Source organism: Hydrogenophaga sp. BPS33, from assembly GCF_009859475.1.
GTDB lineage: Bacteria > Pseudomonadota > Gammaproteobacteria > Burkholderiales > Burkholderiaceae_C > Hydrogenophaga.
Map to the genome: position 1 here is coordinate 905151 of NZ_CP044549.1, position 20059 is coordinate 925209.

Sequence of the window (20059 nt, forward strand, 5' to 3'; positions counted from 1 at the left end):
TTTTTTGAAAGGGGCTTCGGCGTGGACGCTAACTGCTAGCGGGTTTGCGTGAACTCCCGCGCATCCAGCCGCACGTCGCGCATGTAGTTGCGCAGCGCCTTCTGCATGTAGTCGGTGTACTCCTGCAGCACCTTGTCGACGTCGCGTTCGCGCAGGTACTGCAGCATGCGTTGGCGCGATTCGATCGCGAATTCGTTGGGCATTTCGCCGAGCACGCGCACGAAGTTCAAGGTGATGTCCACGAGCACGCTGGTCATGATGGCCAGCACCGGGTTGCCCGCCGCGCGCGCCAATATGCGGTGGAAGTCGACGCTGTGGTGGACCCGCAGCTTGAGGTCACCGGCCCGGGCCGCCGCCGACATCTGCTCGAAATTCGCCTCCATCGCGGCCATGTCGCTCTCGGTGTACCGCAGGCAGGCCATGCGCGCGACTTCGCGGCCGAGCACGATGCGCGCTTCCATCAGGTCCTGCGCGCTCAAGGTGCCCAGGCTCATCATGTCGCCGAACGCGACCTTGATCGCGTTGACGCCGCCATTGGCGATGTAGGCCCCGCCAGCGGCCCCGGGCTTGAGCTCGATCAGGCCCGCATGCTCCAGGGAGCGCAGGGCTTCGCGCACGGTATTGCGGCTCACGCCCAGGGACTCGGCCAGCTGCCGTTCGGGTGGCAGCTTGTCGCCTTCGCGCAGTCCGCCGGCCGAGATTTGTTCGCGGATCTGGGCCGACACCTCTTCGAAGGTGCGCTTGCGCAGCGGCTTGAAGACGACGGGGGACTGGATGGGCATGGCAGCGGCGTGGAACCTGGACGTTGTCAAAAGAAATGGCCCGTGGCGCAGGCTTGCGGGCACGGGTCCATTCTGCCAGCCCTCCGACAGACCAGGGGCGCTGCGGCGGGGCGGCTTCGATGCCTTACTTCTTCGCCGCGCGCAACGCCGCCGTCGCCTTCTCCGCTTCCTTTGCCATGATCTTGGCGAATGCGTCGGGCGAGGTGGGCATCGGTTCGAAGCCGATCTTCTTGATGTCTTCGATCGCCTCGGGGCGGCTCGACGCTTTCAGGATCGCATCGCTCAGTGTCTTGACCACCGCCGGCGGTGTGCCGGCCGGTGCGACCAGTCCGTACCACACCAGCGATTCGTAGCCCGGCAGGTTCGCGGCTTCGGCGATGGTGGGTGTGTCGGGCATGGCGGTGGTGCGCTTGAGCGCGCCCACGCCGAGCGCGCGCAGCTTGCCGGCCTGCACGTTGGACAAGCCTGTGGACTGCACCGTGTAGTACATGTCCACCGTGCCGCCGATGGTGTCGGCCAGCGCTTGCGCGTTGCTCTTGTACGGAATCTCGCGAATGTCCATGCCCAGGCGCGCCTTGAGCGCTTCCATCTCCAATTGGCTCGGCGTGCCGGGGCCGGACGATGCGTAGGTGAGCTTGCCGGGGTGCGCCTTGGCATAGGCCACGAGGTCGGTCATGGACTTGATCGGCAGGCTGCTGGTGATCGTCATCGCCAAGGGGTTCACGGCCAGTTGACCGAGCGCCACGAAGTCCTTCAGCGGGTCGTACGAGGTGTTGCTCTGGCTGATCGGGCCGACCACGAAGGGCGTGGTCGCCACCAGGATGGTGTGGCCATCGGCCGGCTGCTTGGCCACGTAGGCCGAGCCGATCATGCCGCCCGCGCCGTCGCGGTTTTCCACGATGGTGGGCAGGTTCAGCACCTCGCCCAGGTGCTTGGCATAGACCCGCGCGATCATGTCCACGCCGCTGCCGGCGCTGTAAGGCGAGACGATGCGCAGCGGCTTGTTGGGGCTCAATTGTGCCCAGGTGCTGGTGGCACCGAGCAGCCCTAGGGAGGCGGTGATGAGCGCCAGGCAGGCGCGGCGCGGAAAAGAGGGTGTGCGTGAGGTCATGGTGTGTCTCCTTGTGGCATGTGGGAAGTCAGTGCGGGGTGGCGTGAGCCGTTTCCAGCGTGCGCGCGATCAACTCGCGTTGCTCGGCGGCAGACCCGAGCCACTCGGCGTTGGCGCGCGCGCGCTTGAAATACAGGTGGTTCTTCATCTCCCAGGTGAAGCCGATGGCGCCGAACATCTGGATGCTGCGGTGCGTGGCGTCGCGGTAGGCCTCGCTGGCGTAGGCCTGTGCCATGGCGGATGCGAGGGTGGCGGTGCGCTCGTCTTGCGATTGCGCCCAGGCCGCGTAGAGCACAGCGGTCTGCGTGCATTCGGTCTGCGCGAGCATGTCGGCCAGGCCGTGCTTGATCGACTGGTACGCGCCGATAGGCCGGCCGAACGCCACGCGCTCTTTGACGTAGGCGGTGGTGTCGTCCAGCACGGCCTGCAGGCCGCCTGCGCTCTCGGCCGCCAGCGCGAGGTGCAGTCGGTTGCGCAGCGTGGGCCAGGTGCTGTCCCAATCACCGGGCATCAGATCGCCGACTGCGTCCTTGACATGCACGTGTGCCACCTGCCGAGTGATGTCGCGCCAGGCGAGCCATTCGGTCTCGATGCCATCGGCTTCGCCCTGCACGAGGAACAAGCGCTTGGCGCCGTCCAGCATGGCAGCCACTACCAGCAACTGCGCACCGGGTGCGTCGATCACGAAATGGCTGCTGCCGCTCAGGCGGTACGAGCCGTCTGCATGGAGCGTGGCCATCACATCGGCATCGGCCGCGCCGGCATCGCCACTGGCGGGCGCGGTGGCCAGGGCCATGCGCAGGCCGGCTTCGGCCACTTGCGGCAACCACAGCGTTTGCTGTTCGGGGCTGCCCGCTGCGAGCAAGGCCCAGGTACCGGCCAAGGTGCCCAGCAGCGGCGTGGGCGCGAGCGTGCGACCGCATTCGCGCAACACGATGGCGACATCGATCTCGCTCATGCCCAGGCCGCCGTGTGCCTCGGGCACGGCCATGGCCGGCCAGCCGAGTTCGCAGAGCTTGGCCCACAGCGCGTCGTAAGGCGCCTGTTGCGCGTCGGCACCGGGCACGAGCAGCGGGGCGAGATCCACCTGGTCGCGCAGGAAATCGGCGGCCGCGTCGCGCAGCACGGTGTGGTCTTCGGAGAGGCTGAAGTTCATGCGGCCTCCTTCTGCGTCGGCTGTGCCTTGCCGATCTGGTTGAACGGGGTGTGGCGCGTGGGGTCCTTCTCGCGCGGCAGGCCCAGCACGCGTTCGGCCACCACGTTCTTCAACACCTCCTGCGTGCCCACGCCCAGCGTGACGGCGGGGCTCCACCAGAAGGCGTGGTCCCAGTTGGAGAAGGGGCCGCGTTCTGCTTGCGTCATGGGCAGCACGTCGCGGTTCTTCACCAGGCCGGCCACGCCCTGGCTGCGCTTGGCCAGATCGAGCACGCGCTGGCCGTGCGGGGCGGCGACCATCTTGCGCACAGCCCCCTCCGGGCCGGACTCGCGCGCGTTCATGCGGTCGCTCAACGAACGCAGCGCGAGCAGGCGCAGGATTTCGCCTTCGATCCACAAGCCGACGGCCTCGTCGCGCACCAGGGGATTTTTGAAGCGGCCTGCGGCCACCAGGCCATCGACCAACTCGCGCGCCGACGGGCCCGAACCCCAGATCGCGCCGGGCCGAGAGAGCGCCACGCGCTCGGTCTGCAGCTGCTGCATGCTGAGCTTCCAGCCATCGCCCTCTTTGCCGAGCAAACGATCGGCCGGCACGATCACGTCGTCGAAAAACACCTCGTTGTACTCGCCGCTTTCGCCGCTCATGTCGGCGATCGGGCGGATGGTGATGCCGGGGCTCTTCATGTCGACCAAGAATTGCGACAGACCCGCGTGCTTGGGCGCGCTCGGGTCGGTGCGCGCCACCAGCACGCCGATCTGCGCCTTGTCGGCCAGCGAGGTCCACATCTTCTGCCCACGGATCACGTAGTGGTCGCCCTCGCGGCGCGCCGTGGTGCGCAGCGCGCCCACGTCGGAGCCGGCCGAGGGTTCGCTGAACAGCATGCACCACACTTCTTCGCAGGCCAGAGCGGGTTTGAGGAACCGCTCCTGTTGTTCCGGCGTGCCATGGCGCAGCAGCGACTGGCCGCAGTTGTTGATGGGCACCGGGTTCTTGTGGTGTGGTGCGCGGATGCCGGCGCGCGCCAGCTCGTCGTCGATGATGAGTTGCAGCTCGGGGTTGGCACCCAGACCCCAGGGGCGAGGCCAGTGCGGCACGGTGTAGCCCTGGTCGAACAGCAGCGCGTAGCCGGGCTTTGGGTTCGCTTGCAACCAGGCGCGCACTTCCAGCCGGCGCGGGTCGTCTTCAGCGGGAAGGTCGAAATCCATCACTCGCCTTCCTGGCGCACCGGCGTGGCGTAGAACGCTTCGCGCTGGTGGGTGGAGGCGCGCACGCCGCTGACACTGCGCTCCTTCATGAAGTTGAACTCGCCCGGCTCCCAGCGCATGTTGGTGGCGAGCGTGTGGAACACCGGGCCGTAGGCGAACTGGCTGGTCACGCCCAGCGCCTGCATGGCCATGTTGGTGGCGGCCTTGCCCAGGGCGATTCCATCGCGCGGCAGGCGCACGATGCGCTCGGCCCAGGCTTCGCCCTGGGCTTCGAGGTCCGCCAGCGGCACCACTTTGTTCACCAGACCATTGGCGCGCGCTTCCTGTGCGTCCCACACCTCGGCCAGCAGCAAGAGCTCGCGCGCCTTGCGCGCGCCCAGGGTCATGATCTCCCAGGCATCGAGGTAGGCCGCGCCGGACAGGCCGAGCTTTTGCTCGGGATGGCCCATGCGAGCGTTGTCGGCCGCGATCACCAGGTCGCACGACTCGGCCATGTACAGCCCACCGCCCAGGCAGTAGCCGCGCACCAGCGCCACCGAAGGTTTGAGGAAGGTGAAGATGCGCTGGAAGCGCTCGATGTAGTGCTTGTCGTATTGCAGGCGCGCGCGCTGGCTCGGGCGGCGCTTGCGGCCGTGTTCGTCGGTGCCGCCATCGCCGTACTGGTTGCCCACCTCGGCCAGGTCGTGGCCGGCGCAGAAGTCGTCGCCCGCGCCGCGCAGCACGACCACGCGCACGTCGTCGTCGTCCTCGGCCTTGTCGTAGGCCAGCATGAGCTGTTCCCACATGGTCTGGCTCATGGCGTTGCGTTTCTCGGGGCGGTTCAGGGTGACATAGGCCCGCCCGTCGCGGGCGAGGTAGTCGACGCTGCCTTGTGTGGTCGTGCTCATGGGGTGGTCTCTTTCATCGTGTGGCCATCGGCGGCGAGTTCGGCCAGGATTTGCGCGGTGTGTTCGCCGAGCAAGGGGGGGGCGCGGCGGATCGTGGTCGGCGTGCTGCCCATGCGCATGGGCGTGCGCAACAGCGGCAGCTCGCCCACGGTCGGGTGCTCCACGGTCTGCACCATGTGCTCGCGCACGGCAGGGTCGGCGAACACGGCTTCGAAATCGCGCACGGGAGAGAACAGCACGTCGGCGTCGGTGAGGCGTTGCGTCCAGTTCGCGAGCGTGTCGGTGGCGAAGGCGTCGGCCAGGATCGCGTCCAGCGCGCCGCGGTTCGCCATGCGCGCGGCGTTGTCGATGAAGCGCGCGTCTTGCGGCAGTGCGGGTTGGCCGATGGCCTGTGCCATGCGCTGCCAGTACTTCTCGGTGTGCGCCACCACCATCAGGTGCTTGCCATCGGCGGTGGCGTAGGTGTTCCATGGCGCCATCTGGTAGTGGGCGTTGCCCGAGCGCTCGGGGGTCTTGCCGGTGGCGAAGAAGTACTGCTCGCGCGGTACCATGGAAAACACGGTCGCGTCGAGCATGGAGATCTCGATGCGCTGGCCCACGCCGCTGGCATCGCGCGCGCGCAGGGCGCCCAGCACGGCGATGGTGCCGAACAGCGGCGGCACGAAGTCGGACAGCAGCACACCCAGTTTGAGCGGCCCGCTCTCGGCTGTGCCGGTGAGCTGCATCAGGCCCGACATGGCCTGGATCACCGGGTCCAGCGCGGGGCGGTCGCGGTAGGGGCCGGTGCTGCCGAAACCCGAGAGCGAGCAGCAGATGAGGCCCGGGTTGTCGGTCTTGAGCGACTCGTAGCCGATACCCAGCTTCTCCATGGTGCCGGGGCGGAAGTTCTCCACCAACACGTCGGAGCGCGCAGCGAGCGCGCGCAGCACCTCGATGTCCTTGGGCTGCTTCAGGTCGAGCACGATGCTGCGCTTGTTGCGGTTCATGCTCAGGAAATAGTCGCTCTCGCCACCGGGCCGGTTGCGGCCGATGTGGCGCGCGCTCTCGCCGCCGGGCGGCTCGACCTTGATGACATCCGCGCCCATGTCGCCGAGCAGCAGCGTGCACAGCGGGCCGGCCACCATCTGCGTGAGGTCGAGCACGCGCACGCCGTCGAGCACGCCGGGGAGCAACGATGCGAGGGGGTTGGTGCTCATACAGACACCTCTTCGGGCCAGGCGGCGACCACTTCGCGCTTCAACACCTTGCCGGTCGCGTTGGTGGGCAGAGGCTCGTGCCGCAGCCACCAGCGCGAAGGTACTTCGAAGCGTGCGAGCTGGCTGGCCGCGTAGGCGCGCAGTTCTTCGGTGGTCACGGTGGCACCCGGGCGCAACACCACGGCGGCTGACACTTCTTCGCCCAGATCGCTGTGGGGCAAGCCGACCACCGCCACCTCGGCCACGGCCGGGTGCGTGCGCAGGCAGCGTTCCACGTGCACGCTGGCCACGTTCTCGCCGCCGCGAATGATCATGTCCTTCGCCCGGCCAGTGATGTAGAGCCGGCCTTCTTCGTCGAAGCGGCCGAGGTCGCCCGAGGCGATCCAACCATCGGCGTCGTCAAGTTTTGTGCTGTCGCCGAGATAGCCGAGCGTGGCGGTGGGCGTGCGGGCCATGATCTCGCCCGCGCCGCTGGCGTCCGGGTTGGCCAGGCGGATTTCGACCGTGGCCAATGGACGCCCCACACAACCGGGACGGCCTTGCACGTCGTCGCCCGAGCCGGTGGCCAGCACGCCACCCACTTCGGTGAGGCCGTACATGGCACCCACGCGTTTGCGCGAGGCAGGAAACGCCCTGCCTACCTGCTCGCGCAGTTCGTGCGGAATCGGCGCACCGCCCATCTGCACGCTGGAGACGCTCTTCGTGTCGAACTCGGCGAAGCGCTCGTGTTGCACCACGCGTGCCACCATCGTGGGCACGCTGCCCCAGGCGCGCACGCGTTCCTGTTGCATCAGTTCCAGCACTTCGAGTGGCTCGAACTTGCGTTTGAGAAACACGACCTTGCCGCCTGAGAGCAGCGTCATGATGGAAATCTGGAAACCGCCGAGGTGGAACAGCGGCATGGTGACCAGGCTCACGGTGCCGGGGTGCGAAGGGTCGAGTTCGCTCGGCAGACGGCCGGTCATGGCCATGAGGTTCTGGATGTTGGCGATCGCGCCGCGGTGCGACATCACCAGGCCCTTGGCCTTGCCGGTGGTGCCGGAGCTGAAGATCACCACAGCGGGGGCTTCTTCGTCCACGGTGTCCAGCACGAGTGGTGCATCGGTGTCGCTGTCGGCGATGGCGCGCACCTCGCTGAAGGTCAACACGGTGGCGCCTTCATGCGCAGGGCGGGGCAGCGAATCGGCCGTCAGCACGAAGCGCGGTTGCACCAGGTCGGCCGCGTCGTTCAGCTCGTGTTCGCTCCACCAGGCGTTGCCCAGCGCCACCATGGCGCCGCAGCATTGCAGCGCCCAGAAGCTGGTGAGCCATTCGATTTGGTTGAAGCCGAGCAGCAGCACCGGGTCGCCGCTGCGAATGCCGAGCGTGCGCAGGTGCGCGGCCACGCGCGCCACGCGGGCAGCGTGTTCGCCACCGGTGAGGCGGCGTTCGCCTTGCACCACGTATTCGCGATCGGCCCAGCGTTGCGCGTCGAGCAGCAGCTCGCCCATGGCGCGCGGGCGCTGGGCGTACATGCGGCAGGGGTGGCCGTTGACGGTGCCGGTCTCGACCTGGGTGCCCCAGCGGACCGTGGGGAGGGTGGCAGTCGTGTTCATTGGTCGCCCTTTCCCACACCCTTGTAACGCGGCTCGCGTTTCTCGGCCATGGCGGCCACGCCTTCCTTGAAGTCGCGCTGGTGCATGGCCTGGCCGATACGGCGCTTGCTGTCTTCGATGCAGGCGCCGACGTCGTGCTCCATCAGCTCGGCGTAGATCTGGCGTTTGGTTTGCAGCGCGGCTTGTGGCGAGACCGTGCGGGCCATGTTGCGCGCGATCTCAGCGATGCGCTCGTCGAACTCTTCCGCTTCGAACACGCCGTTGAGGAAGTTCATCTTCAGCGCTTCTTCGGCGGTGAAGATGCGGCCGGTGAACAGCACGTCGGCCGCGTGGGTCACGCCCATGAGGCGCGGCAGTATCCAGCCCAGGCCGTACTCGGCGGGCAGGCCGATGCGCGCGGCCACGGTGGTGATCTTGGCGCCGGCCACCGCGTAGCGCAGGTCGCAGTACGCGGCGATGGCCACGGCGATGCCGGCGCAGGGGCCGTTGATGGCGGCGATCACCGGCTTGCGCAGGCCCCAGGCCCACACCAGGTCCTGCTCGTACTCGGGGCGCACACCGTGGCCGGGTTGGGCGGCGGCGCTGGTGTCCACCGTGGCCATGTAGTCGCGCTCCTCCTCGGCGTAGAAGTTCAGCGCCTTGAAATCCGCCCCCACGCAGAACTGCTTGCCCGCGCCGCGCAGCACGATCACGCGCACGGCTGGGTCGTCGTCCAGCGTGGCCATGATCCAGCGGTATTCCAGGTTCATGCGGGCGGTCCAGGAGTTGCCGCGGCCCGGCCGGTTGAAGCGCACGGTGGCGACGCCGTCGGCGTCGATGCTGTAGTCGGTGACTTTGAGTTCCATTTATGGTCCAACCAAATTTTGGCTATGTGAATGAATATGGTAGGACCAAGTTTATGGGTTGTCAATTGGGTTTTTGGGTGTCGCTCGGAGCCGTTTGGGCGCGCCAAGGGTTTGGCGCACTGGCCTGAGGGCTTCGATGCGCAGCCCCTTCGGGGCTCGCTGCGGTGCTCGCACGCACAGGCAAGTTCGCAAACTCGCTTCGCTCAAACACGCGAACTTGACCGCGCTGCGCGCGGCAACCTGTGCGTGCCGCGCTCCTCGCCTGCGCATAGGCGCCCTCAGGCCAGTGCGCCAAACCCTCGGCGAGTGACGGGTGGGCGCGCCTTCAATGCGAAATGCGTTTTCGGCGGGCTTCCCGCCGCGGATTCAGGCCGTCGGCGGGTCTTTGCGTTCGGCGGTTGCCGAGGCCGACTGTCCCATGCGCTCGAAGTAGATCGCCTGCGTCCACTCCAGGTAGCGCTCGGCCTCTTCGGCGGCGGCCGCTGTGTCGCGCCGGCGCAGGTGGTCCAGCATGCGCTCGCGCGAGGCGAGCACATAGTCGTTGGGCATGGCGCCCAGCACCTGCAGGAACTCGCGCACCATCTCCACCAGCGCGTTGGTCATGACCACCAGGATGGGGTTCTTCGAGGCGTTGGCCAGCAGCTTGTGGAATTCCAGGTTCGCCTGTGCGCGCAGCAGGTGGTCGTTGCGCTCGTTGGCCTCGCGCGATTTGCGCACGTTGTCTTCGAGCGCTTGCATGTCCTGCGCGTCCCAGCGCTCGCAGGCCAGCCGCGCCACCGCTGGTCCGAGGATGAGGCGCGCTTCTGTGAGGCTGGCGGGCTGCACCGCGCCCAGGCGGTAGACGTCGCTCAAGGCTTTGGTGACGGCGTCGCCACTGCCGCTGTGGATGAAGGCGCCGCCGCCCGGCCCTTTCTTCAGGCGCAGCACGCCACTGTTCTCCAGCGAGCGCAACGCCTCGCGCACCGTGTTGCGGCTCACACCCAGTTGTTCGGCGAGTTCGCGCTCGGGCGGCAGACGGTCACCTTCGCGCAGCTGGCCAGCGTTGATCTTGGCGCGGATCTGTTCGATCACGCCTTCGAAGGAGCGCTTGTGCGAGAGCTTGCCGAAGGGCGAGGGTTCAGAGGGCGTAGAGGGCAAGGCCGGCATGGGGGAAAAACACCTGGGCCAAAAGCGCTGGCCGATGCTCTGCATTCTAGGTTTTGAGTGCAATGCGGCCGTTGTCCAGCGCAACGCCGTCGCGGCCTTGTGGCGTCACCCGAAAACCCAGCGCGTCGCCTTGCTGCCAGAACGACACATCGATGGTGTCGCCCGGATAAAGCGAACCGGTGAAACGGCAGTCGATGCCGACGAAGCGCGCCGCGTCGCCACCGGCGTCGTGCAGAAGGGCTTCTCTTGCGACCTCGCCATACACCTGCAGTCCATGCAGGATCGGCCGCTGAAAGCCCGCGCGAGCGGCCACCGCAGGGTCGATGTGCAGCGGGTTGTAGTCGCCGCTCAAACGGTAGTACAGGGCGATGTTGGCCGGCAGTGCGATCGACACCACGCGGTCGGGCGCACGCTCGGGCAGTGCGTGCGGCGCGGGCGCTTGCGTGACCGGGCCGCCGAAGCCGCCATCGCCGCGGCAGAACGCGGCCATGGTGGAGGTGGCCAGGTGGGTGCCGGTGGCCTTGTCGTGCAGCGTGCGCTCCAGGTACAGGATGGCGCCACGGCCTTCGCCTTTGTCCACCGCCTCGGCCACGCGCGTGCGGCACAGCACCGTGGCCGCGCTTGGCAGCGGGGCGTGCAGCGTCAGCCGCTGCTCGCTGTGCACCACGCGGGCGTAGTCGATGCCGAGCTGCGCTTCGCGAATCGAGCGAAAGCCCAGCGCGACGGCCAAGGTGGGCGCCACGCGCAGATCGCGTTCGTAGACGTAGGGCAGATCGGCTGCGGCCAGCGGGTCGCGGCCAAAGCCCACCGAGAGCGCGTAGAGCATGCAGTCGCGCTCGGTGTAGGTTTGCTCCACCACCGGGAATTCGTGGGCGAGCAGGCGTTGGTAATCGAGAGGCATGGGAACTCCAGAGCGGTCAATGGGCAGCGGGCGAAAGCCCTATCAGGGCATCGACCGCGAGAACGCCATCGGCGTTGCAGATCAACGGGTTCACGTCAAGCTCCGCCACGTGCTCGGCTTGGTCGTGCACGAAATGCGAGATGCGCACGATCGCGTCGGCGAGCTTGTCGCGGTCCACCGGCGGCAGGCCGCGGAAGCCGTCGAGGGCTTGCCGCGTGCGCAGTTGGCCCAGCATGTGCAAGGCCTGTGCGTGGTTCACCGGTGCGAGCGCGAGCTGCGTGTCCTTCACCAGTTCGACCATCACGCCGCCCAGGCCCACCACCACCAGCGGGCCGAACATCGGGTCGCGGCGCGCGCCGACCAGGATCTCCAGACCCGGCTGTGCCATGGGCTGCACCAGCACGCCAGCGATGCGCGGGCTGGGTTGCACACGCTGCGCGGCCTGCAGGATGTGCGCGAACGCGGTCTCGACAGCGGCCGCGTCGCGCAGGTTCAGGCGCACCACGCCTGCATCGGTCTTGTGCGGAATGTCCACCGACTCGACCTTCAACACCACCGGGTAGCCGCAGCGGCCGGCGGCGGCAACGGCCTCGGCGGCGGATTGCACCAGCGCGTCCTGCACCATGGGAATGCCGTAGGCCGCGAGCATGCGCTTGGCCGGTCCTTCCGTCACGGTGGTGCCGGTGCACCCATCGAGCTCGCGGGTCACGCTGCTGCGATCGGCCTGTGCCACCGGGCTGCGCGCACCGGGCGCGGCCAATGCGAGGTAGGTGGCGCGGCGCTTCCACGCGGCAATGGCCGCCATGCAATGGTCCATCGAACGGAACAGCGCCACGTTCGGATCGGTCTCGGTTTCCAGCATGCCGGGGCCGCCCATGAATTCCGATACCCACACGTTGCAAGCGATCTTGCCGTGCCGCCGCGCGACCTGGCCCGCAATGCGGATGCGTGGGGTGGCAAAGTCGTACGCGATCACGTGGGGCAGCAACAGCACGTCGAACGCCGGCTCCGCCATCAGCGCGTCGGCGCAGGCCTCAAGCGACTGGCCGTTGGCGATCACTTGCGCCGTGAGGTCGCAGGGGTTGCGCGATGAACCGAAATCCGGGATGTGCTGTTCGAGCACGGCGCGCGTTGCGTCCGAAGGCTGCGGCAATGCCACGCCGTGCAGGTCGGCCTTGTCGGCCGCCATCACGCCCGCGCCGCCCGAGGTGGCGACCACCACCAGGCCGCCGTTTCCGGGCGTGCCCGCCTTGGCCATGAACACGGTGGTGTCAATCAAGGCGTCCACGTCGTCCACCCAGACCACGCCCGCGTGCTCGAAGGCCGCGCGGTAGGTGGCGGTGGAGCCCGCGAGCGAGCCGGTGTGCGACATGGCCGCGGCCGCGCCGCTCTCGCCAGTGGCCAGCTTGAACACCACCACCGGCTTGCCGTTGGCGGTGGCGCGGCGCGCGGCTTCGAGCAGGCGTATGGGATCGGCCAGGCCTTCGAACACGCAGGCGATCGCCTTGCACTCGGGCTCTTCGGCGAGAAAGGCCACCTGGTCGGCCACGTCCACATCGCATGAGTTGCCGGCCGAGAGCACGTGGCTGAAACACACGCCGCGCTCAGCCGCCTGCGCCAGGCTGAAAGCCAGCGCGCCCGACTGGCTCACCAGTCCGATGCGGTGCGCCGTGGTGGCGCGCAGCACCTGCGGCGGGTTGAAGCTCAGGCACATCTGCTGCAGGTAGTTGATGAGCCCGATGCAGTTGGGGCCGATCAGGCGCAGCCCACTGTCGCGCGCGATGCGCCCCAGCGTTTCCTGTTGCGCGGCGCGCTCGGGTTTGCCGGTCTCGGCATAGCCCGAGGCAAAGATCACCGCGCCACCCACGCCGAGTGCGGCGCATTCGCGCACCACCGCTTCCACCGATTCACGGCCCACCGTGATCAGCACGCAGTCGGGCACTTCGGGAAGTGCCTTCAAGCTGGGGTGGCAGTCGCGATCGCCGATGCGCGGGTACTTGGCGTTGACCAGATGGATGCGGCCTGCGAAGCCTTCGAGGTGGCGCAGCGCGCGTTCGCCAAAGCTGTTCGGGGTGGGCGATGCGCCCACGATGGCCACGCTCGAGGGCGAGAGCAGGCGTTGCAGGTCGGCCCTTCGATGGACCGGTTTGGGCTCGATGTTCATGCGAATGTCCTGTCAAAAAACGGCCGTAGTATAGGTCCAACCAAGATATGAATGCGTCGGATTGTGCATGCGGGTTATCCCTGTATTTCATAGTATTGACGAACCGAGTTTGATGTGGAAATAATAGGTCCAACCAAATTTAATTTCACATTTCACGAAATCAACCGACCATGATGTTCGAACGAGCCACGGAGGCGCCGATGCACGCGTATCAGCGCCAACTCAACGCCGGTGTGCTGGCCTACCAGCACAGCCCGAGCGCGAACCGCGCGGTGTTCTACCCGCGCCTGGTCTGCCCTTTCAGTGGCAGCGATCAACTGGAGTGGCGCGCGAGCGCCGGGCGCGGCACGGTGCATGCCGTGACCTACCTCTACCCCAGGGACGAGCCGGCCTACAACGTGGTGCTGGTCGACGTGGACGAGGGCTTTCGCATGATGAGCCGCGTGCTCACGCCCGAAGGCGTGGCCGGCGACAGCGTGAAGATCGGTGACCGTGTGCGCGTGCGCATCGTGCACACCGAAGGCAAGGACAGCGTGCCCTTCTTCGAACCGGAAGGCGGTGCAGCATGAGCGCAGCGCAAACGCTGAAACGCGGCGGTGTCGCCATCGTCGGCGCGGCCGAGTCGGACCTGGGCGAGGTTGCGCCGGGCATGACGCCCGTGGACCTGATGGCGCAAGCCACCTGCCGCGCCCTGGCCGACTGTGGTCTCACCCTGGCCGATGTGGATGGCGTGTTTGCCTCCGGCGTGCAGACGCGCATGGCCTCGGTGGCGCTCACCGAATACCTGCGCCTGAAGCCGCGCTACCAGGACTCGTCCTTCAACGGCGGCTCGGTGTTCGAAACCATGGTCGGCCATGCGGCGGCCGCGATCCAGCTCGGCCTGTGCAGCGTGGCCGTGATCGCCTATGGCAGCACGCAGCGCTCGGTGTCGGGCGGCCTGGTGGGCATTCGCGGTTACGACCCGCTGATCACGCCCTTCGGCCCGCGCATGCCGATCGGCGCCTATGCCCTGGCGGCCTCACGCCACATGCACGAATTCGGCACCACGCGCGAACACCTCGCCGAGGTGGCGGTGGCCGCGCGCCAGTGGGCCCTGCTCAACCCGGTGGCATGGGAGAAGAAACCGCTGACCGTGCAGGACGTGCTGTCCTCGCGCATGGTCAGCCACCCATTCACGCTGCGCGACTGCTGCCTGGTCACCGATGGCGGCGGCGCGGTGGTGCTGGTCTCGGCCGAGCGCGCGCGCAGCCTGCCCAAGCCGCCGGCCTATGTGCTGGGCATTGGCGATGCGGTGGGTCAGCTGGAGATCCACAGCATGGACGATCTCACCACCACCTGCGCGGTGCAGTCGGGCCAGCGCGCGTTCGAGATGGCGCGCCTCACACCCAAAGACGTGGACGTGGTCGAGCTCTATGACGCTTTCACCATCAACACGATTCTGTTCCTCGAAGACCTGGGCTTTGTGCCCAAGGGCGAGGGCGGGCGCTTCGTGAGCGAAGGCCGCATCGCGCCCGGCGGCGAGCTGCCGGTCAACACCAACGGCGGTGGCCTGTCGTACGGCCACCCCGGCATGTACGGCCTGCAACTGCTGATCGAAGCGGTGCGCCAGGTGCGCGGCGAATGTGGCGTGCGCCAGGTGCGCGACTGCCATGTGGCCGTGGCGCACGGCAACGGTGGCACCTTGTCGAGCCAGAGCACCGTGATCCTCGGCAGCGCGCACGCGCTCTGACCCCCCACCGACCCACCTACCAGGAGACGACAACATGAGCATCAACCGCAGACAACTGATGACCGGCGTGGCCTCGGGCCTCGCGGTCTCTGCACTCCCGAGCCTGGCGCACGCCGCCGACTGGCCCACCAAGCCGGTGCGCATCATCGTGCCCTATGCTGCGGGCGGCTCGGCCGACGCGGTCTCGCGCATCTTTGGCCAACGCCTGTCGCAACGCATCGGCCAACCCGTGGTGGTGGAAAACCGCCCGGGTGCCGGCACCATCGTCGGCACCGACTACGCGTCCAAGCAGCCGCCCGATGGCCACACGCTGGTGTTCTCGGCCTCGGGGCTGCCGATCCTGCCGTCGAGCAACAAGAATTTCAAGCTCGACCTGAACAAGGACCTCACGCCGATCAGCGAGGTCGTGCGCGGTGGTTTCGTGGTGGTGTCCAACCCGAGCATGCCGTTTCGCACGCTGCCCGAAATGATCGCCTACGCCAAGCGCAACCCGGGCAAGCTGAGCTACGGCGCGGCCGGCCTGGGCACCAGCGTGCAGCTCACCGGCGAATACCTCAAGGCGCTCACGGGCACCTTCATGCTGTGCATTCCTTATGCCGGCAGCGCGCCCGCGCTCGCCGCCGTGTTGAGCAACGAGGTCAACCTGTTCATCGACCCGGTCAACACCATCAAGCCGCATGTGGAATCCGGTCGCCTGGTGGGCCTGGTACAGACCAGCAAGCAGCGCTCGCCCAGCCTGCCGCAGGTGCCGACCTCGGCCGAAGTCGGTATGCCCAATTTCGACGTGACCTACTGGATGGGCTTTCACGCGCCCGGCGGCATGGCGCCCGACCTTGCCCGCACCATCAGCGGCCACTTCGCAGCGATCGCGCAGGAGCCGGAGACGCGCGATCGCCTGATCGGCATGGGCTTCGAGATCGCCGGCACCACGCCCGAGGCCTTCGGCAAGCTGGTGAACGACGACCAGAAGCGCTGGGCCAAGCTCATCCAGGACGCCAAGCTGAGCTTCAACTGATGTTTTGAATGTGAACGAGAAGCTGGATAACCCGATGAGCAGCAGCGAACAACTATTGGCCGGCAAAGTGGCCGTCGTGACCGGCGGTGGCCGGGGCATTGGCCGAGAGGTGGCGCTGGCCATGGCCGCGCAAGGGGCGAGCGTGGTGGTGAACGACGTGGGCGCGGCCCTCTCGGGTGCCGCCGAAGAGGTGCGCCCGGCCGACGAAGTGGTGGCCGAGATCCAGGCCGCCGGTGGGCAGGCCGTGGCCAGCACCGACAGCGTGGCGCAGTGGGACTCGGCCCAACGCATCGTGCAGACCGCGGTCGACACCTTCGGCCGCGTCGACATCCTGGTGAACAACGCCGGCATCCTGCGCGACAACATCTTCCACAAGATGCAGCCCGAGGAATTCGAAGCCGTGATCCAGGTGCACCTGCTCGGCGGTTTCTACATGAGCCGCGCCGCCGCCGAACACTTTCGCCGGCAGGAAGGGGGCTCGTATGTGCACATGACGTCCACCGCCGGCCTGATCGGCAACGTCGGCCAGGCCAACTACATGGCCGCGAAGATGGGCATCGTCGGTCTCTCGCGCGCCTTGTCGCAAGACCTGCAGCGCTTCAACATCCGCTCCAACTGCATCGCGCCGTTTGCCGACACGCGCATGACGCGCAGCGTGGTCGTGAAGGAAGCGCTGCGCGAGGCGCGCGACAAGCGCATCAGCGCCTGGCGCCCGCAAGGCATTGCAGAGCTCTCGGTGGCCCTTTGTTCGGATGCCTGCAAGGACATCAGCGGCCAGATCTTCGGCGCGCGCGGTGGCGAGGTGTTCGTGTTCAGCCAGCCGCGCCCGGTGCGCTCGGTGCACAAGGACGGTGGCTGGACGGCCGAAGGTTTGTCGAAAGTGCTGCCGAAATTCCAGTCGGTGTACGCGCCCGTCAGCGAGATCGTCATGACCTGGGACTCGATCGAGTAGGCCATGCAACTGCGTCTCAGCGACAGCGACCTGGCGTTTCGCGACCAGGTCCGCGCCTTCCTGTCCCGTGCGCTGCCGGCCGATCTGCGCGACAAGGTTCTGCTTGAACAGCGGCTCTCGCGCGATGACCTCGCGCGGTGGCACCGCATCCTCGACGACCAGGCCTGGGCCGCGCCCGCCTGGCCGGTGAAATGGGGCGGCACCGGCTGGACCGGTCTGCAGCAGAACATCTTCCGAGAAGAAATGGCCGCCGCGTTCGCGCCCGAGCCGTTGGTGCAGAACATCAACCTCGCCGGCCCGCTCATCGCCAACTTCGGCAACGAGGCGCAGAAGGCGTTTTTTCTGCCGGCCGTGCGCCGCCTGGACATCTGGTTCTCGCAAGGTTTCTCCGAACCCGGCGCGGGCTCGGACCTGGCCTCGCTGCGCACGCGTGCTCGTCTGGAGGGTGATCGCTACGTGGTCGACGGGCAGAAGATCTGGTCGACCGATGCGCAGTTGTCCGACTGGATGTTCTGCCTCGTGCGCACCGCTCAGGAAGCGCGGCCGCAGAAGGGTCTGACGTTTCTGCTCATCGACATGAGGACGCCCGGCATCACCGTGCGGCCGATTCCCACCATCGATGGCGACCACTACCTCAACGAAGTTTTCTTCGATGGCGTCGAGGTGCCTGCCGACAACCTGTTGGGCGAGGAAGGGCGCGGCTGGGACTATGCGCGTTCGCTGCTGGCGCACGAGCGCATCGGCATTGCACGCACCGCGTTGACCCGCCGCCGCTTGCGCCGCGCGCGCCACCTGGCCGAGCAGATCGAGGCGCAAGGCGACGGGCTGGCCGCGCGCGACTTCCGTCTGCGCATCGCCGCGCTGGAAGTGGAATTGCGCGCGCTGGAGATGACCGCGCTGCGCGCCATACAGGCCGATGGCACGGGCGGGCCCGACCCTTCGGTGCTCAAGCTCAAGGGCACCGAGCTGCAGCAGGCCAGCACCGAACTGCTGGTCGAACTCGGCGGCCCGCTGGCCATGGTGCGCCAGACCGAATGGCTGCTGGGCGAGCGCGAGCACAGCCTGGCGCCGACCGACACCGCCGCTGCCACGGCCACCTATTTCCAGTTGCGCGCGGCCTCCATCTACGGCGGCAGCAACGAGATCCAGCGGAACATCCTGGCGCGAAAACTGCTGGCGAACTGAATGCTTTTCACATGAACTTCGAACTCGATGAAGGCCAGCGCCTGCTGAAAAAGTCGCTGGAACGTTGGGCCCGCGAGGCCTACGACGCACCGAGCCGCCAGCGCAGCACCACCGACCCGCAAGGTTGGCGGCATGCCGTGTGGCAGGAAATGGCAGGGCTCGGCCTGTACGGCGTGGGGCTCGACGAAGCCCACGGCGGCCTGGGCGGTGGCGCGGCCGATCTCATGCTCGCCACGCAGGCCCTGGGTGGCGCGCTCGTGGTCGAGCCCTGGCGCGCCACCGTGTGGTGTGCCCGCGCGTTGAGCGTGCTGGGCACGCCGGTGCAGCAAACGCAGTGGCTTGCCCAGCTCGTGGAAGGCCGATCGCTCATGGCCTGGGCGCACGCCGAGCCGGGGGGACGCACGCCGTCGTCGCCGGTGCACACGCGTGCCCAACGCGTGCCCGAAGGTTGGCGGCTCGATGGCCAGAAGGTGCTGGTGCAGCACGGCGAGGCGGCCGATACCTTGCTCGTTTCCGCGACCACCGAGAGCGGCGGCGTGGCCTTGTTCTTCGTGCCCGCCGACAGCGCAGGTCTGGTGCGGCGCGGCTACCGCACCCACGACGACCTGCCCAACGCCGACCTGCGCCTGCAGTCCGTGGTGGTGGGCGAGGGTGCGCTGTTGGGTGAGACCGAAGACGCGGGCGCGGCCATCTCGGCGATCGAGCGGCTGGGTGTCGTGCTGGCCACGGCCGAGGCGGTCGGGCTGATGCGCGAGTTGCTCGCCCTGACCCTGGAGCACCTGCGCACACGCCAGCAGTTCGGCGCGCCGCTGGCGAGCTTTCAGGTGTTGCAGCACCGCGCGGTGGACATGGCCGTGGCGGTGGAGCAGACCGAGAGCATGGCCTTGCTGGCGGCGCTCTCGCTCGACGAAGACGCCGATGGCCTGGCCACGGCCCTCTCGCAGGCCAAGGTGCAATGCAACCAGGCACTGCGCCTGGTGGGGCAGCAATCGGTGCAGTTGCACGGTGCCATGGGCATCACCGAGGAAAGCCGCATCGGCGTGCTGTTCCGCCGCGCGACGGTGCTGGAGAGCGAGTGCGGCAGCACCGCGTACCACCTGGGTTGCCTGGCGGGCTGATGCGCGGGCATGCCAGAATCCGGCATGCCCGCCACGCCACCGACCGCTGCCCAGGCGCCAGAGAGCGCCACCACCGCGCTCTACCGGGCGGCCTTGGGTCCGGTGAACATCGCGCGCTATCTGGCGGTGTTCGAGCGTTTTGACGAAGCGGGCCGGACCAGCCCGGCATGGAACGCCGCGGCCGGGCTTCTCACGGTCAACTGGATGGTGTTCCGCCAGCTCTGGGGCGCAGCGCTGGCGTACGTGGCGTGCGTCGGCGCTCTGCTGCTGCTGATCCTGGGCCTGGGGCGCCACATTCTTCAATGGCCTGCGGCGGTCGAGTGGGGGCTGCTGGTGGCGCTGGGGCTGCTGAGCATTTTGATTCCGGGCGCCTATGGGAATGCCATCCTGCACGCCGATGCGCGTCGGCGCATCACGCACGCGGTGCGCGCGGCGAAGACGGTGCGCGAAGCCTGTGCCGCGCTCGAAGAAAAGGCAAGCACGGCACGGCGCCGCTGGGGCCTGGCGCTGCTCAACGGGTTGGCCCTGGCGGCCGTGTTGGTGGGCAGTGCCGTCTGGGATCTGCCGTGGCGCAAACCGGTGGTGGACCGGAACACGGTGACCCTTGCCTCCCCGCCGGCCGTGGCGGAGCCTGTGGCTGCGGCCGATGCGGTGATCGAATCGGCCGTGGCGCCATCGAAGTCGCCGCCGCCACCGACGCCAGAGCCACCGTCGCCGGTGGTCCAGACGCAGGCGCCGTCCACACCGGAGCCGTCGTCGGCGCCGGAGCCCGCACCGCGCGCCGCGACCGCGCCCACCCGTGCGCCTGCTGCCCCCGCCGCACAGGCCCATGGCATCAACGTCGGTTTGTTTGCCGACAAGGCCAATGCCGAGAGGGCCCAGGCGCGTCTGGTGGAAGCGGGCATCCCGGCCATTCTGCAAACGGTGGACTCGCCCAGGGGCGAACTCACGCGGGTGCGCGTGGGGCCCTTTGGCAACCGTGCGCAGGCCGACGACATGGCCGCGCGCATCCGTGCCCTGGGCCTGGACGCGGTGGTGTTTCGGCCATGAAGAGTGGCGCATGTTCTTGAGC

Annotated in this window: 18 protein-coding genes; 7 read left to right on the forward strand and 11 right to left on the reverse strand. The window is 67.9% G+C overall.

The features are described 5' to 3' along the window. Positions 1-35: 35 nt before the first annotated feature. The 11 genes from F9K07_RS04385 to F9K07_RS04435 all read right to left on the reverse strand — a co-directional run bounded on the left by F9K07_RS04385 (position 36) and on the right by F9K07_RS04435 (position 12988). Positions 36-782 (reverse strand): FadR/GntR family transcriptional regulator, encoded by a 747-nt coding sequence (locus tag F9K07_RS04385; protein WP_159589749.1) that lies wholly within the window; start codon positions 780-782, stop codon positions 36-38. A gap of 124 nt (positions 783-906) precedes the next feature. Beyond that, a complete protein-coding gene (locus F9K07_RS04390; RefSeq protein WP_159589751.1) occupies positions 907-1893 on the reverse strand; it encodes a Bug family tripartite tricarboxylate transporter substrate binding protein in 987 nt (328 codons plus the stop codon). A gap of 28 nt (positions 1894-1921) precedes the next feature. Beyond that, a complete protein-coding gene (locus tag F9K07_RS04395) occupies positions 1922-3049 on the reverse strand; it encodes an acyl-CoA dehydrogenase family protein (protein ID WP_159589753.1) in 1128 nt (375 codons plus the stop codon). Then, complete coding sequence (locus F9K07_RS04400) at positions 3046-4254, reverse strand: acyl-CoA dehydrogenase family protein (protein WP_159589755.1); 1209 nt, start codon at positions 4252-4254, stop codon at positions 3046-3048. The genes F9K07_RS04395 and F9K07_RS04400 overlap by 4 nt, the downstream gene beginning before the upstream one ends. Beyond that, complete coding sequence (locus F9K07_RS04405) at positions 4254-5141, reverse strand: enoyl-CoA hydratase-related protein (RefSeq protein WP_159589757.1); 888 nt, start codon at positions 5139-5141, stop codon at positions 4254-4256. The genes F9K07_RS04400 and F9K07_RS04405 overlap by 1 nt, the downstream gene beginning before the upstream one ends. Beyond that, the gene (locus tag F9K07_RS04410; protein WP_159589759.1) at positions 5138-6337 is read right to left on the reverse strand and encodes a CaiB/BaiF CoA transferase family protein; all 1200 of its coding nucleotides are present in this window, start codon (positions 6335-6337) and stop codon (positions 5138-5140) included. Before F9K07_RS04410 ends, F9K07_RS04405 begins: the two co-directional genes overlap by 4 nt. Continuing rightward, entirely contained in the window at positions 6334-7932 is a 1599-nt protein-coding gene (locus tag F9K07_RS04415; RefSeq protein ID WP_159589761.1) for a class I adenylate-forming enzyme family protein, read from the reverse strand. The genes F9K07_RS04410 and F9K07_RS04415 overlap by 4 nt, the downstream gene beginning before the upstream one ends. Further along, on the reverse strand, positions 7929-8777 hold the full coding sequence (locus F9K07_RS04420) for an enoyl-CoA hydratase-related protein (RefSeq protein WP_159589763.1): 849 nt from the start codon (positions 8775-8777) through the stop codon (positions 7929-7931). Before F9K07_RS04420 ends, F9K07_RS04415 begins: the two co-directional genes overlap by 4 nt. 366 nt (positions 8778-9143) lie before the next feature. Continuing rightward, a complete protein-coding gene (locus F9K07_RS04425) occupies positions 9144-9923 on the reverse strand; it encodes a FadR/GntR family transcriptional regulator (protein ID WP_159589765.1) in 780 nt (259 codons plus the stop codon). Positions 9924-9969: 46 nt separating this feature from the next. Next, entirely contained in the window at positions 9970-10824 is an 855-nt protein-coding gene (locus F9K07_RS04430) for a MaoC/PaaZ C-terminal domain-containing protein (RefSeq protein ID WP_159589767.1), read from the reverse strand. Positions 10825-10840: 16 nt separating this feature from the next. Further along, positions 10841-12988 carry an acetate--CoA ligase family protein gene (locus F9K07_RS04435; RefSeq protein WP_159589769.1) on the reverse strand — a complete coding sequence of 716 codons (2148 nt, stop codon included), beginning with the start codon at positions 12986-12988 and terminating at the stop codon, positions 10841-10843. Positions 12989-13158: 170 nt separating this feature from the next. Between F9K07_RS04435 and F9K07_RS04440 the strand changes: the two genes are divergently transcribed. Genes F9K07_RS04440 through F9K07_RS04470 form a run of 7 tightly spaced genes read left to right on the forward strand, consistent with a single transcriptional unit; the run spans position 13159 to position 20037 of the window. Continuing rightward, on the forward strand, positions 13159-13557 hold the full coding sequence (locus tag F9K07_RS04440) for a Zn-ribbon domain-containing OB-fold protein (protein WP_159589771.1): 399 nt from the start codon (positions 13159-13161) through the stop codon (positions 13555-13557). After that, entirely contained in the window at positions 13554-14717 is a 1164-nt protein-coding gene (locus F9K07_RS04445; RefSeq protein WP_159589773.1) for an acetyl-CoA acetyltransferase, read from the forward strand. Before F9K07_RS04440 ends, F9K07_RS04445 begins: the two co-directional genes overlap by 4 nt. Positions 14718-14751: 34 nt before the next feature. Then, positions 14752-15732 carry a Bug family tripartite tricarboxylate transporter substrate binding protein gene (locus F9K07_RS04450; RefSeq protein WP_159589775.1) on the forward strand — a complete coding sequence of 327 codons (981 nt, stop codon included), beginning with the start codon at positions 14752-14754 and terminating at the stop codon, positions 15730-15732. A gap of 34 nt (positions 15733-15766) precedes the next feature. Continuing rightward, a complete protein-coding gene (locus F9K07_RS04455; RefSeq protein WP_159589777.1) occupies positions 15767-16684 on the forward strand; it encodes an SDR family NAD(P)-dependent oxidoreductase in 918 nt (305 codons plus the stop codon). Between the two features lie 3 nt (positions 16685-16687). Further along, entirely contained in the window at positions 16688-17869 is a 1182-nt protein-coding gene (locus tag F9K07_RS04460; RefSeq protein ID WP_159589779.1) for an acyl-CoA dehydrogenase family protein, read from the forward strand. 11 nt (positions 17870-17880) lie between these two features. After that, entirely contained in the window at positions 17881-18987 is a 1107-nt protein-coding gene (locus F9K07_RS04465; protein WP_159589781.1) for an acyl-CoA dehydrogenase family protein, read from the forward strand. Positions 18988-19011: 24 nt separating this feature from the next. Continuing rightward, positions 19012-20037 carry an SPOR domain-containing protein gene (locus tag F9K07_RS04470; protein WP_236581793.1) on the forward strand — a complete coding sequence of 342 codons (1026 nt, stop codon included), beginning with the start codon at positions 19012-19014 and terminating at the stop codon, positions 20035-20037. Positions 20038-20059: the final 22 nt, after the last annotated feature.